The organism is Aquibacillus koreensis (genome assembly GCF_025154055.1).
Taxonomy (GTDB): domain Bacteria; phylum Bacillota; class Bacilli; order Bacillales; family Amphibacillaceae; genus Aquibacillus_C; species Aquibacillus_C koreensis.
The window spans coordinates 107679-122516 of the sequence record NZ_JAOALK010000012.1 but is presented as its reverse complement, the minus strand read 5'-3'; the positions used below and the strand labels follow the sequence as shown (position 1 = coordinate 122516).

Sequence of the window (14838 nt, the reverse complement as noted above, 5' to 3'; positions counted from 1 at the left end):
GCATGAAATCCAAGGAGATTCGGATTGTCATGCCTTTTTGTATCCAATACTATGAAGCTCCATTCCATGAATTCGCAACCATTCTTTACGCTCTTCATAGTCTGGCAGTACAGAACGAACCAAGCTCCAAAACTTCTGATTATGTTCAGGAACAATTAAGTGAGCCAATTCATGAACGATTACATAATCCATAACTCGGACTGGGGCCATCACGATGCGCCAATTAATATAGATATCCCCGTTTGGCGTGCAGGTACCCCAGCGTTTATGTTGAGTGCGTAAACTGATGGATGTAGGTTTTACACCTAAGATGTTTTGGTAGTATTCAGTGCGTTCTAGTAACTTCTTATAGCCGTGTTCTCGGTACCATTGGATTAAGTTATTTTCTAATTCTAGTTGTATTTTATCTTGGTTCCAATTTTGTGGAACTGTTACTGTAAACTTACCGCGGTATAAGTTAATAGAAGCTTTATTTACAGGTTCACGATTAACTTTTAATCGATAATTGCGGCCAAGGTATGCTAGTTTTTCACCGCTGACAAATTCTTTTATCTGAACTTGTATTTTTACTTCTTCCAGATCATTTAGTTTTTGTATTATCCAGGGTACCTTCTTCTTTAATACTTTTTGAAGTTCATCATCATTAATACTAGATGGCACATAGATTTCAACACCGTTTATTAAATCAACTGAAATTTTAATGTCTTTTCTTTCTTGTTTGTATTTGAAATAATCTATATTTGTGTTCCCGTAATTAATAAATGCCATATAAACAACCTACTTTCTGATTCATAATTTTACAGCGTTTGATAATGAGTGGCAAATATAGATGTCAGATGATAATGTGTAATTAACGATTTGTAGATATTTGGAAGGTTTTTGAATGGATTTGTCGAATTTTAAAAAGAGTATAAATATGTAACAGGAGGTGAACATCATGTCATTTACTAAGACTATTTTTGAAGAGAACATAATAAATAATGTACAAAAGATAAATACAAATACCATTAATGATAATGATATTACACCCTTACTTGATGCTATCGACAATACCATAACAATAATGGAAAAATTAACTGAAATAGACCAGGAAATTTCAGGTTTATGGAATGAAATAACATCTGATGTAATAGCAAGTGTTAATTCTGCTACAGCAGGTTTTTATAGACAAGCCATAATAACCTTGCGTAGTATATTAGAATTGGGGTGCATGTCCTTTTATTATTTGGACCATAAAATTGAGTATCATTTATTTAAGACGCATGATGCTAAAGCTGATAAATATGTGAGTACTCTTATAAGAGATTATGACTTTTTCACCACCAATTATATACATGCTTCTTACCCATCTATCAAAGACGTACAAAAAGAAAATAATTCGGTAAGCAATTACTTAAATAATATATATAAACAACTAAGCGATGTAGTACATGGTAGGTTTAAAACACTTACCAAACAACAGTCTTTAAAAATTCAATATGATAAGGAACAATTTCAATTTTATATAAATAAGTTAACAACTGTTATTGGAATTTTTGCTGCAATGTATATCCTTAAAAATAACGGTACAGATGATAATAAGTTAATAGATCTAGCAAACAATACAGGAGTGGTTACACTATGAACATGGTTGAGAAATCATTAGGTGATTTTATAGCAGATCGAACAGAAAGCCTTAACAATGAATTTATTAGAGAATATTTTATTGAATATAGTAAAGAGAAAGTACAACGTTTGACTGATTCTGAGCAATATATTTTTGAAGGTAGTCGAGGAATAGGAAAAACAATGCTTATGAAGTATGCTGCTATTATCACAAATGAGGCATATAATCAAAATAGTGTATTAGGCGTTTGGGTTAGTTTTGAAGAGTCAATAAGGTTGGAAAGAATTAAAGTAGTAGACACTGGAATTGATCCTTTCTTACAATGGACAATGGGTAAAATTTTGCATGAAGTATTAACAACAATTATAAATCTACAACCATCTAACTTAGAGAGGTTAAATCAAAGATTATCAAGTATCTTTGATTCTGATCAACCTCAAAACAACTACAAAATGTATGCGAAGTTATTATCTAATTATATAACCATTCTTGAGACAGGTGACATAGAAGATAATGTGATATTGCAGGATCAAGCTCCTTCAAAAAGATTAAGTAGTATATTGGATAATCCGAACAGTTTCAAGAGTTTTTTAAAGGAATTAATATCTGATTTTGATTTAAAAAGAATAGTATTATTGTTCGATGAGGCAGCACACGTATTTTCACACAGCCAACAAGAAAAGTTTTTTTCTTTCTTTAAAGGACTTAGAGATCCACAAATAGCATGTAAAGCAGCTGTTTATCCTGGAATAACCAATTATGGGAAATACTTTGAAAAAGGGCAAGATGCTAAGGAGCTTAACCTCAATTGGTCACCAACAAATAAAGAAAATGTTAAATACATTGAGCAAATTTTGAAAACGAGGATACAGGCGTATGATAAAAACTATTGGAATAAGCTAACGGTTAACCAAGATATAATTAAAATAATATGTCTATGCAGCAATGGCAATCCAAGATTTGCATTTCACATTATTGATGAACTAGAAAGTAATGGTGCATTTAATAAAAATACAATACAAATGCAAAAAGTAATTAATAGCATTAGATTAGTCTTGGGAACAAAGTGGAAAGAGTTTAGCACGCTTAGAAACAGACTTGTGAAGTATAAGGATTATATTACTGAAGCAGAAATCCTAGTAAAAGATTTTTTAATTCCAAATTTGAGAGAGTGGAATAACAAAAGGAAAGGAAAAGGCGATAAACTTTCTTCGGGATTTTATGTCTCCACAACCGTTTATGATAAAATATCTCAGGTTTTTGAAGTATTAGCTTATTCAAATCTGTTGACAATTGATTATACGAAAAAAAGTATAGGCCAGGGTCATCACGGGTATTATATGTCATTTAATCCAAGTATTTTATACTCAGATCTAATATTTAGAGAAGTGAAAGATATTGAAAACGTCTCTGTTGCTATTGAGAACAATCAGGCTTATTATCCTACAACACAAATTATGAGTGATCTAATAGAAAAATTAAAAATCGAAGATGAGTATCATTGTTCAAATACAAAATGTGATTACAAGACAAGTAATGAAGAGTATAATTTTTGTCCTAATTGTGGAAGCAAAATGGAAATTCCTGAAGCAGAATCATTATATAAAATATTAAGAAGTCATTCTATAGACAATCTTAAGTTGTCAGAAAAAATAATTAGTAGATTAAATGAAAAATTCACTTATGTAGGTGAAATTTACGATGCAACGATTGATGAGATTAAAATGAAGTATATCAAGGATGTTAGAGCTGAAAGAGTTAAAAGTGCTGCGATAGAATATATGGCAGGATAATTTGGACAATATCAAGTAATCGGCTAACAAATATATTCCTTTACTCTTAATATAAGTTACTTTTATGAAACGTTTAAGAAAATACTATGAAACGCCCTAGGTAAGAGCCGGCATATAAAGAATGGCTTTCTCCTGATAATTCCAATCATATTGGGGATGATGATTTCTCTTCAGTTCTAAAAGCTAATGGGGTAATTTTTAACGATAATTCTAAGGGAATGGAGGATTTCCAAGGAGATTTATTTAGAGAATTTGATGAGCTTTTTGGTTCAGGGAGGGATGTTTGATGATAATGCTGGCGAATTTCTGGGGTATTAAATTATAGATGTAATAATCTAATGATTCCTTAAGTTAAACAAAAGTAGGGAGAGGAAGTTAGTAATGAGTTGGGATCAGGTTATTAATAAAATTTATTATTAGGAAAGGTAGTAGGGTATGCCATAATTGGTTGGTATACATATACTACATTCATTATGGAAGGTCTAGGCGTTGAAGAAGAAATATTAACCAAACTATTAGAAACACCTCTAATTGGTTGGATAGTAACAGTTTCAATAATTGAAGTTGCGCATAATTTTTTAGGTTTGATGGGGTTAGGAAAAGATTAATATGAGGGGAGAGGTTTAAATGTAAGCCTCTCATTTCGCAGTTATTTTACTCTATCCAACGTTATGGTGAACCGTTGAGGGGCTATTGGCTCAGACCCTCTCGAAAGACAAAATGTTTGTTTTGTCTAAAAAGAAGGAAATGTAAATTTAGAGTAATTATAACAGCGCCTTTCACCACCCGTAATTTGTCGATTTATGATAGATTACGGATGGTAACAGACACTATTTTGTTATGTAACATTCTAAATAACAAATTATAGACATGGTCTAACTCATTTTAGAGTAAGCAGTAATAAGTCATCAAAAAAACTGTACCTTATAATAATTTTGGAATAAGTCCCGGAGCCTTTTATGGCAAACACTGATGGATAACTATAGCAGTGTTAATGGAAGATTGTGTTTAATTCATCTAAGAATACTTTATCTTTATACTTCAAGTAATTTCCTCACACAGGACAGCGTACATAGCGATTATAGTTGTCCATTTTCCTCCTCTTCATCTACACTTTAAGTAATTGAGTGGTAAATAGTTGACGAAGAAATAATAAAGAATTTCGTCGATGATTTATACTGTTTTATCTTGTATCATAATTGTGATGTTATTCACATGACTGTGCAAGCATGAAAAATACAAGTCATGCTTATTTGTTAAGAAACTAATAATACGGTATTTTTTCGGAAATTTAATTCTATCTATTCATTAGATTTATCAGAATTATCCTCTAGTATCTCTTCAAATCCAACAAACAACTCAGATAGACTAATATCTAAAACGACTGTAATGTTAAGTAGTTTTTCTATGGTTGGAAGTATTTCCCGCGCTCAATTTCACTTATGTAGTTATAATGTGTATGTGCTCTTTCTGCTAATTCTTCATGAGTAAGATGTTTGGCCATACGTGCTACACGTAGTCGATCTCCTAGAAGTTGCATCAGCGCTTTCTTATTATCCAATAGTATTCTTCCTTTTTATTGATAATTATCAATTTGGGAAGAAAGGAAGACCACAAGCACAGAGCGTGAGTTTTTCGACATGAAGCTATATTTTATTGGCACAATACCAATTTGGGTTGTGTCTTTTTTTTGTTTGCGGAGTTTAGCTGTGTACTTATGTCACAAGTCTATAAAAAATGTGGTAAAATAAGTAAAAATAACTAATCTCAGAGGAGATACTATGCCCTGTTCATTCTGTGAAACTGCTAAATTAAAAATGGGAACTAGAAAATAATCTAGCAATTGCATTCTACGACAAATATCTTTCCATAGAGGACATTTGCTCATTATACCGAAATAAAATGTAGAAACTGATTTTTGATGCAAGTACAGAAAGAATGATGTCCATTTACCAGTTAATAAAGGATGGCAAGAAACTTCTAGATGAAAAGCATTCACCGAATTGATATAACATCGTATTGGGTTAACATTAGTCCCTACGGTGGACAATCAATAAATCATTTCCATTTTCATCTGATACCACGCTACAAAGGAGACGTGGAAGATCCGTGTTGGAATAGAAAAGCAATCCCTAATATATTACCTTACCCATAAGTTGAAAGGACGAGCACATATGCCGGTATATAACAAACTAGTACGTGATCTAATACCACAAGTTATCGATAAAACAGGTAAGCAATACTCTACTAGAATTCTTGACGACAAAGAGTACATAACAGAGTTAAAAACAAAATTACAAGAAGAAATGCAGGAATACTTAGAAGCGAGTAATGATCAAGATAGTATCGAAGAGTTAGCGGATCTAATGGAGCTTATTCATGCTCTAGTAGAAACACATGGGGCATCCATGGAACAGTTAGAAGAAGTGCGTCAGGAAAAAGCGGAAAAGCGTGGCGGTTTTACGGACAAAATTTTTCTAATAGAGGTTGAAGATGACTGATATAAAACTTGTTACCGAGAATGTAAAAAACCAAATAATAGAGGGGATTAGCACAGCTAGTTCTATCTTTATATTAACTTCCTTTGTAATGAAATCTGGAGTGGCGTTATTAAAGCCTTACCTTGAAGCGGCTGCTAAGCGTGGAGCTGACATAAAGATTTGTACAGGCGATTATTTGTTTGTTACACAACCGGATGCTTTAGAGGGTTTAGTATTTTCAGGTTCCGATAATGTTGAGGTTCGCTTGTGGCATAGTAATGGAACATCTTTTCACCCAAAGGCATACCTTTTCAAACAGGAAAAGAATGGGACGTTAATTGTTGGATCTTCTAACCTTTCAAGATCCGCGCTCACGACAGGTGTGGAGTGGAACTTGGTAATGGATAAGGGTGTACAGGTGGAAACCTTTGAGGATGCGGAAGATCGATTCTTGAAGATCTTTTATGATGAGCAGACTGTTCCTGTTAATGAAGAAACGATTAAGAAGTACGCTTCGCAATATGAAGATTATCATAAGAAAAATCCAAATCTAGCAACTGTTTGGGCAAAACAAGAAGAGATTGAGCTCATGCTTCCAAATGAGGAAGAAGAATCTCAAGAAGTGGTTACGGAGCCAAGTGCAGATTACAACACAAAAATAGAGCCACGTCCATCCCAACAGGAAGCATTAGCTGCGCTAGATGCTACTATGGATGAAGATTATGATAAAGCAATGGTAGTGATGGCAACTGGACTTGGGAAGACATACCTCGCTGCTTTTTTTGCCGAAAAGTTCAAGCGGGTGTTGTTTATTGCGCATCGTGAAGAGATTCTCTATCAGGCGAAACGATCGTTTAAACATGTAATGCCAGATAGAGATTACGGCATATATAATGGCAAACAAAAAGATCAATCAGATAATATTTTTGCATCGATTTATACGTTAAGTATGAACGAACACCTTCATCAATTTCCTACAGACTATTTTGATTTAATAGTGGTGGATGAATTCCATCATGCAGCTGCAAAAACATATAATCGAGTGCTAGATTACTTTAATCCGAAATTTCTACTCGGGATAACTGCAACACCTGACCGAATGGATGGTAAGGATGTCTATGCCATTTGTGATGGGAACGTTGCATTTCAATTGCATTTTATTGAAGCGATTCAAAATGGGTGGCTTGCACCATTTCATTATTATGGCGTATATGATGACACCGACTATTCTCAAATATCATGGCTAGGGACTAAATATGATCAAGCTGAATTACTAGCAGTTCAACTACGTGATGAGACTGCAAATAATGTTCTAGAGGCTTGGGAGAAGCATAAGCAAACACGCACGATTGGTTTTTGTTCTTCTATTAAACAAGCACAATTTTTATCAGGTTACTTTAACAATCAGGGTTACAAGACAATAGCACTTCATTCGCAAAGCAGTCTAAATAGAAATGATGCGATTAATAAGCTACAACGTGGTGAGATTGATATTATTTTCACGGTAGATTTATTTAATGAAGGGGTGGATATCCCACCTGTAGATACGTTGTTGTTTGTAAGACCGACTGAATCACTTACGGTGTTCACGCAACAAGTCGGACGTGGACTCCGTCTGTTTGAAGGGAAGGATCAGTGTAACATTATTGATCTGATTGGTAACTACCGTAATGCTGATATTAAACTGAGCTTATTTGATACAGAGAGAAATCAGGAAAAAGGGAAGAAGCGAGAGGTAGTGCCTGTTGTTCCGAGTGAGTGTGAAATTAACCTTGATGTTATGGTTATAGATTTGTTGAAAGAGTTAACTAGAAAAAGAATGCCAAGAAAAGATAAGCTGCTTGCTGCTTATCATGAACTCAAAGAAGAGCAAGGCCATCGACCAAGTTACCTAGAGATGCACTTATATGGTAATGCTGATTCCAGGGGGTATAAGCAAGAGTTTAAGTCATATGCAGGTTTCTTAGACTGGGCTAATGAATTAGATGAACGTGAGCAAAAAGTCTTTCGTGATTATAAAGCATGGTTAGAAGAGGTAGAGAAAACAGGAATGGCGAAGAGCTATAAGATGGTTTTACTGTCTTATATGTTAAGTAGGGGAGAGCATGAATGGTACAAAGCTGTTACGGCTGATGAGGTTGCTCCTTACTTTCATACATTTCTAACAGAAAAAGAGTATCGTAAAAGGATTGATTTTTCTGATAAGACTACGAAGGCCTTGTGGGATTATGATCAGGAAAAGGTAGCTAAGATAATAGAGAGAATGCCTATGACAAAATGGAGTGGCAGTTCTAAAGGACTCACAACATTTGAAGATGGTGTATTCCGTTTAGAGTTTGATGTTGAGGAAGGTGACTTGGTTACTTTGTATAGGATGACTAATGAGATTTGTACGTATCGATTGCATGCTTATTTTGAGAGGAAAGAGGAGAAGAAATAGGCGAAATAAAACCAGAAATGGGGAATTGTATATGACTACTACAAATAAAACAAAATACATATCAACCACTGCTCTTTCAAAAGAATTAAAACTGAATGTTAAGGAAGTTTTTCAGATTCTCCTTGATAACGGATTGATTGAGAGGATAGAAGATAAATGGGTTCTTACTGATAACGGAAGAAATATAGGTGGAACGACAAAAAAGCATCCTAAAGTTGGAGAGTATATTGCGTGGGATGAAACCATTAAAGATAACACTATGTTTAACCCTTCTAGTGATAAATTGTTAAATGCAACAACTTTAAGTAATCACTTTGGTGTTTCTAAATTTAAAATGAATCCTATTCTATCTGAGTTAGGGTTTGTAGAGAAGTCTGTGAAAGGTTGGACTGTAACAAAACTAGGCAAAAGTATTGGTGGAATACAGTTAGAGTATGACAAAACCGGTGTTCCTTATGTAAACTGGCCAGAAAATATAATCCAGAATAAACGTTTAGTAGAAACAATAAATGAGATATTAGGAAATGGACCGGAACAACAAGTAGATTCAGAGTTAGAGAAGAGCAGTACGCTTGGATTTAGAGAAAAGTTTGAAGCTAAACACAGAACTGCTGATGGTCACTATGTTCGATCAAGAGCTGAAATGTTAATTGACAACTGGTTATACATGTCTGAAATTGTACATGCCTATGAGAGAAAATTACCAATAGAAGAGGATGTCTATACTGACTTCTATTTACCTGTTGGCAAAGTGTATATAGAGTACTGGGGTTTAGAAAATGATCCGAAATACGCAGCGAGAAAACAAGAAAAGCTGAGGATCTATGAGAAATATGGATTTAACTTAATTCAAATACATGACCCCGATATTCAGAATTTGGATGATATTTTGCCTAAGAAGTTGCTGAAGTTTGGGATACAAGCGTATTAAATTGTGAGTATTTTCTTCAACATCCATATGCATATCAGATAAAATTATGATCTTTTGTTTTCTAAATCACTGCTGGTAAAAAACATTATTTGTTTAATTGTATAATAGGGGGAGAAACTATGTCATTTCAAACACCACTCACTATAAGCGAAGTAATAAACGATATTCATTCAAAGAAGTATTTGTTACCTTCGATCCAACGAGAGTTTGTTTGGAGTTCTGAACAGATTTCAATGCTATTTGATAGCTTAATGAGAGATTACCCAATCAGCTCATTTCTTTTTTGGAAAGTTCCTAAAGAAAAAGCTTCCGAATTTAAATTTTATGAATTTCTTCGCGATTTTCATCAAAGGGAAAATCGGCATAATCCGAAGGCAGATATAAATGGCAGTGATGATGTGATGGCTGTTCTTGACGGTCAGCAACGACTGACATCTTTGTACTTAGCACTTAAAGGTACATATGCTACTAAACTTGCCTATAAAAAATGGGATAATCCATTAGCGTATCCTAAGAAAAAATTATATCTCAACCTATTAGGTACTCCAGAGAATATATCATATGAATATGAATTTGAATTTTTGACTGATGCAGAAGCTGCTAGAAGTGATGCAGATCATCATTGGTTTCCGGTTGGTAAAATGTTGGACTTAAAGGAACAATACGATGTTATGAATTATATGATTGAAGCTGGATTATCTTCTAATCCTGATAAAGAAAAAGCAAAGTATGCAAACAAAGTACTTTATAAGCTACACTCAGTCATTCATATAAACAAAATCATTAGCTACTATCTTGAACAAAGTACAGAACTTGATAAAGTCTTAAATATTTTTATTCGTGTAAACAGTGGTGGGACTACACTCAGCTACTCCGATTTACTTCTATCATTTGCTACGGCTCAGTGGGAAACAAGAGACGCTCGTGAAGAAATTAATGAATTTGTTGATGAAATCAACCAAATTGGACGCGGTTTTAAAATTAGTAAAGATATTGTGCTAAAAGCGTGTTTAGTTCTTTGTGATATGTCGGATATTTCATTCAAGGTAGATAATTTTAATCGAACTAATATGTTGTTGATTGAGAAAGAGTGGGATAACATTACAAAAGCAATTCGTGATGCACTTGTCCTAATAAGTAGTTTTGGGTTTAGCAGAGAAAATATGACTTCTAACAACTTGATGATACCGATAGCTTACTATTTTAAAACGATTGGATTACCTAATAACTTTGAAACATCCACGTCTAAAATTGAAGATAGAAAGAATATTAAATTATGGTTTATCTCGGCACTATTAAAAAGAGTCTTCAGTTTTGCCCCTGATGGAGCATTAAAACCAATGAGGGAAATTATAAAAAGCCAATCATCGAATGGTTTCCCGATTGACGCAATTTTTGCAAAGTTTAAAGGGACAAATCGTGCTTTACAGTTTACAGATGATGATATTGAAAATCTACTATATTCCAAGTATAACCATGGAGAAACCTTAGTTATTCTTTCTATTTTATATCCTTGGGCAGATTTAAAACATAATTTTCACTTAGATCATATGTTTCCGAAAAGTAAATTTACGGACAAAAGGTTAAAAACATATGGCATACCAGATGAAAAAATTAGTGATTTTAAAGCAAACTGCAATTACATCGGAAATATACAATTACTCGAAGAGATCCCTAATATCGAGAAAAAAGCTATGGATTTCAATAAATGGTTAAATGAAAAAATTCCTGCTGGTGAACTAAAGGACTATAAGCAGAAACATTATGTTCCCAATGTTAGCCTGGATTTTAGCAACTTTGATGTATTCCTGGAGGAACGTGAAAAACTATTAATACAGAAATTGAAAACTGAACTTAGAAAGTAAGTACCGCTAAGGAAATGAGAAGTTTAGAATAGAAAAAAGCAAGTAAACCTAGGAGATAGTTTTGATTAACAAAACTGCTCACCTTTAATTAAATCTATGAGATCTTTAATTGCAGTTCCTGTTACTATTCGTAAAATGTTGAATTCGATAAATGATGATAGATATCAAGTGCACTGATGATCACTACCTTTTAATGAAAAATCACAAAGGTTTATCAATAATAATCGAGAGAAATTAGATGTGTTGATGATGGCTTTGATTTATGAGAATGAGAATTGGAATGATGCGTTGGCTCGTGAACATCAAGTGGCGATAAATCGGGTGTTGGATGAGTATTTGGCGATGAATAGGTAGTACTGTTAAACCTCCAGGATCAGTGAGCATATATGCTAGATGTTAATGAAGTGCATGTAAGATCATTTTGTTGAAATTAAATAGGAGTTGATTAGGTTAATGGACTTTAAATTTAATTAGTGTTCTAATTTCAGCATCTGTTGCTAATTTTTATTAACTTTACAATTATTGTATAATGTGTATGAAGAGGTGATCTCCATGCCAAACCAAGGTATCTACGAAGAAATAATCTCCAAACACCTAAAGTCTCAACTTGAACTACTAGAAAAAGAAGAATATGAAATCAATAAGGAAGCGCTTGACGTGGAAGAAGCAAGAAAGGCGCTATCCTCATACATAACGACGATCACAAGAAAAGCTCTGAACTATGTTAGAGATAATCAAACGGATGATAAGAAGGCATTGCTTGAGCAGATTGAAACATGCAACAGTATCATCGACACCTTAAGTAAACGATTAGATGATGAAGAGTTTAGTAGATTACAGATAGAAGAAGAAGGGGAAGTGCTCACTTCTATTTACTCTAGAATCAATAGTGTACGTAGTGTCAAAAGGGAAAAGGTTGTAAGGCCGGTTACATCCATTGCAGAAAGTTCTCTATTTACTGGATCGACTGCGGAGCCAGATATGTTAAGTGAACTGAAGAAAGAGATTTTATCTGCGAACGAAATAGACTTCCTTGTTTCTTTTGTTAAGTGGAGTGGTATCCGCATCATTATTAATGAACTTCAAACTTTTACTGAAAATGGTGGGAAGTTGCGAATTATCACTACTTCTTATATGGAAGCGACAGATTATAAAGCTATTATGGAACTTAGTAAATTACCAAATACAGAAATAAAAATCTCCTATGATGTAGACAGAACACGGCTACATGCTAAAGCCTATATGTTCAAGCGAGACACGGGGTTTACTACTGCATACATAGGATCTTCTAATTTATCGAATCCGGCTCTAACTTCTGGTTTGGAGTGGAATTTGAAAGTCACTGAAAAAGACTCCTTTGATATTGTGAAGAAGTTTGATGCTACCTTTGAAAGTTACTGGAATGACGGAGAGTTCCATCAGTTCGATCACGAACTAGAAGCGGATAAAGAACAACTGCAACAAGCTTTAAAGAAAAAAGAAAACCAACAAAATGATTTTCACTTTAGTTTTGATATACAACCTTATTATTACCAAAAAGAAATGCTAGAGAATTTACAAGCTGAAAGAGAAATTTTTGGTCGGTATAAGAATTTACTTGTTGCTGCAACAGGTGTCGGGAAGACAGTTATTTCAGCTTTTGATTATCGAAGATTTCTTAAGTTGAATGGAAAAAGGGCAAGACTTCTATTTGTTGCACACAGAGAAGAGATCCTCAAGCAAAGCAGGGATATGTTTCGTGCCATTCTTAAGGATTTTAACTTCGGAGATATGTTAGTTGGTGGAAATAAACCTGATGCGTTAGATCATTTATTTGTTAGTATTCAAAGTTTTAATAGCATGAAGTTATATGAGAAGTTAACTCCTGACTTTTATGACTTTATTATTGTGGATGAATTTCACCATGCTGCAGCGGATTCCTATCAAAAGCTGTTAAGCCACTTTGATCCGAAAGTGTTATTAGGTTTAACTGCTACGCCAGAGCGGATGGATGGGCAAGATGTACTTTCTTATTTTGATGGGCAAATTGCAACCGAGATGAGGTTAACAGAAGCGATCAATAGAAAACTTTTAAGTCCATTTCAGTACTTTTGCGTAAGTGATACTGTTGATTTATCGCAGCTAAAATGGCGAGGGAAGGGCTATGATTTAAGAGAGCTAGAAAATGTTTATACAAACGATAAAATTAGAAGCAATCAGATTGTCAATAGCTTGTATCGCTATGTTACAGATATGGAAGATGTCAAAGGATTAGGATTTTGTGCTGGTGTGGAGCATGCGAAATACATGGCGAACTACTTTAATCAACGTGGCATTCCATCGATTGCCTTACATGGGGACTCCGAGAAGGACCTGAGGCAATCTGCTAAACAGCAGTTAACGAATGGTGCAATTACGTTTATTTTTGTTGCGGATCTATATAATGAAGGGGTAGATATCCCTGATGTAAATACGATTTTGTTTTTACGGCCAACAGAAAGTTTAACTGTGTTTTTGCAGCAATTAGGGCGTGGGTTAAGATTAGTAGAGGGGAAAGAATGTTTAACCGTCCTAGATTTTGTTGGACAGGCTCATAAGAACTATAGCTTTGAAGAAAAGTTCCGTGCACTTATTGGGAAAACAAAGCACTCTGTAAGGCATTATATTGAAGAAGGATTCTCCAACTTGCCAAAGGGTAGTTTTATTCAATTAGAGAAGCAAGCAAAAGAATATATTCTGCGAAATATAAAAGCTGCTGCTAACTCAATTACGAACCTGAGAGCTAAAATGAAATACTTTGAACAGGATACTGGCTTGCCGTTAACATTTAGTAACTTTTTAACCCATTATCATTTATCGGTATATGACTTTTACGGGAAGAGTGGGGATCGCTCCTTTCAACGAATGTTGGTAGATGTGGGACTTGCTGATGATTTTGACTGTCCAGATGAAAAGACGATTACCAAAAGACTCCCGCGGTTATTTCACCTGAATTCAAAGAAGTTACTCGAATACTTTATTGGATATGTGAGAGGTAATAAAACCGTTGCGAATGAAGAAGAGCGTTTATTGAGAAATATGCTTTACTATACCTTTTACCAAAAGGAGCCTTTGAAAGAAGGCGTTTCATCTGTTGAGGAAGGGTTAGCAAGGGTACTAGAGAATGATCAAATGAGGACGGAGATTCTAGATCTTCTAGAATACCAGCTGAATTCGATCAAAACGCTAGAACTAAGTCATGACCTTGGTTTTACTACACCATTAACTGTTCATGCTACGTATAATCGAGACCAAATTATGGCTGCATTAGATTACTTTAACGAAGAGAGTTCACCAGAATTTAGAGAAGGTGTTAAACATTTTCAAGAGAAGAACTTGGATATTTTCTTTATTACGCTAAACAAGTCAGAGAAAGATTTTTCATCATCCACTCTATATGATGATTATGCTATAAACGAAACACGTTTCCACTGGCAGTCACAGAGTACGTTATCCGAAACAAGTCCGACTGCACAAAGGTATATTCACCATAGGGAGAATGGCCACAACATTGCTTTATTCGTAAGAGAATCTAAAAAGGAAAATGGATATACAGCGCCGTTCACTTTCTTAGGTACTTGCGATTATATAGAACATTATGGGGAAAAGCCAATTAGCTTTGAGTGGGAGTTACGCGAAGAAATGCCACCAGCGTTATTACCTAAGGCGAATAAGAGTATTGTTTTGTAGTCTTCCTTAAGGGGG

General features: G+C 34.4%; 9 protein-coding genes. 7 read left to right on the top strand and 2 right to left on the bottom strand.

Features of this window, described 5'->3' with window-relative positions; all coding sequences use genetic code 11:
* Positions 1 to 27 precede the first annotated feature (27 nt).
* Entirely contained in the window at positions 28 to 768 is a 741-nt protein-coding gene (locus NYQ66_RS03170) for a M48 family metallopeptidase (protein ID WP_259866749.1), read from the bottom strand.
* Between the two features lie 169 nt (positions 769 to 937).
* Between NYQ66_RS03170 and NYQ66_RS03165 the strand changes: the two genes are divergently transcribed.
* Together NYQ66_RS03165 and NYQ66_RS03160 are read left to right on the top strand one after the other, a co-directional pair.
* Positions 938 to 1624, top strand: coding sequence for a hypothetical protein (locus tag NYQ66_RS03165; RefSeq protein ID WP_259866747.1), 687 nt, complete (start codon positions 938 to 940; stop codon positions 1622 to 1624).
* Positions 1621 to 3399 carry an ORC-CDC6 family AAA ATPase gene (locus NYQ66_RS03160; RefSeq protein WP_259866745.1) on the top strand — a complete coding sequence of 593 codons (1779 nt, stop codon included), beginning with the start codon at positions 1621 to 1623 and terminating at the stop codon, positions 3397 to 3399. Before NYQ66_RS03165 ends, NYQ66_RS03160 begins: the two co-directional genes overlap by 4 nt.
* Positions 3400 to 4804: 1405 nt before the next feature.
* Here NYQ66_RS03160 and NYQ66_RS03155 read toward each other — a convergent pair.
* Positions 4805 to 4960, bottom strand: coding sequence for a helix-turn-helix domain-containing protein (locus NYQ66_RS03155; protein ID WP_259866743.1), 156 nt, complete (start codon positions 4958 to 4960; stop codon positions 4805 to 4807).
* Between the two features lie 613 nt (positions 4961 to 5573).
* Here NYQ66_RS03155 and NYQ66_RS03150 point away from each other — a divergent pair.
* From NYQ66_RS03150 to NYQ66_RS03130, 5 genes are all read left to right on the top strand, one after another.
* Positions 5574 to 5900, top strand: a complete 327-nt coding sequence (locus tag NYQ66_RS03150) for a nucleoside triphosphate pyrophosphohydrolase (protein WP_259866741.1) — start codon at positions 5574 to 5576, stop codon at positions 5898 to 5900.
* A complete protein-coding gene (locus NYQ66_RS03145) occupies positions 5893 to 8319 on the top strand; it encodes a DEAD/DEAH box helicase family protein (RefSeq protein WP_259866739.1) in 2427 nt (808 codons plus the stop codon). The genes NYQ66_RS03150 and NYQ66_RS03145 overlap by 8 nt, the downstream gene beginning before the upstream one ends.
* Before the next feature lie 31 nt (positions 8320 to 8350).
* Entirely contained in the window at positions 8351 to 9250 is a 900-nt protein-coding gene (locus NYQ66_RS03140) for a glycerol kinase (RefSeq protein WP_259866737.1), read from the top strand.
* 119 nt (positions 9251 to 9369) lie between these two features.
* A complete protein-coding gene (locus NYQ66_RS03135; protein ID WP_259866735.1) occupies positions 9370 to 11115 on the top strand; it encodes a DUF262 domain-containing protein in 1746 nt (581 codons plus the stop codon).
* A 552-nt stretch (positions 11116 to 11667) separates the two neighbouring features.
* A complete protein-coding gene (locus NYQ66_RS03130) occupies positions 11668 to 14823 on the top strand; it encodes a DUF3427 domain-containing protein (protein ID WP_259866733.1) in 3156 nt (1051 codons plus the stop codon).
* The last annotated feature ends 15 nt before the right edge of the window (positions 14824 to 14838 follow it).

Coding starts and splice junctions, on each gene's coding strand:
- NYQ66_RS03165 (WP_259866747.1), top strand. CDS start 938: ATGTCATTTACTAAGACTATTTTTGAAGAGAACATAATAAATAATGTA.
- NYQ66_RS03150 (WP_259866741.1), top strand. CDS start 5,574: ATGCCGGTATATAACAAACTAGTACGTGATCTAATACCACAAGTTATC.
- NYQ66_RS03140 (WP_259866737.1), top strand. CDS start 8,351: ATGACTACTACAAATAAAACAAAATACATATCAACCACTGCTCTTTCA.
- NYQ66_RS03145 (WP_259866739.1), top strand. CDS start 5,893: ATGACTGATATAAAACTTGTTACCGAGAATGTAAAAAACCAAATAATA.
- NYQ66_RS03170 (WP_259866749.1), bottom strand. CDS start 768: ATGGCATTTATTAATTACGGGAACACAAATATAGATTATTTCAAATAC.
- NYQ66_RS03160 (WP_259866745.1), top strand. CDS start 1,621: ATGAACATGGTTGAGAAATCATTAGGTGATTTTATAGCAGATCGAACA.
- NYQ66_RS03135 (WP_259866735.1), top strand. CDS start 9,370: ATGTCATTTCAAACACCACTCACTATAAGCGAAGTAATAAACGATATT.
- NYQ66_RS03130 (WP_259866733.1), top strand. CDS start 11,668: ATGCCAAACCAAGGTATCTACGAAGAAATAATCTCCAAACACCTAAAG.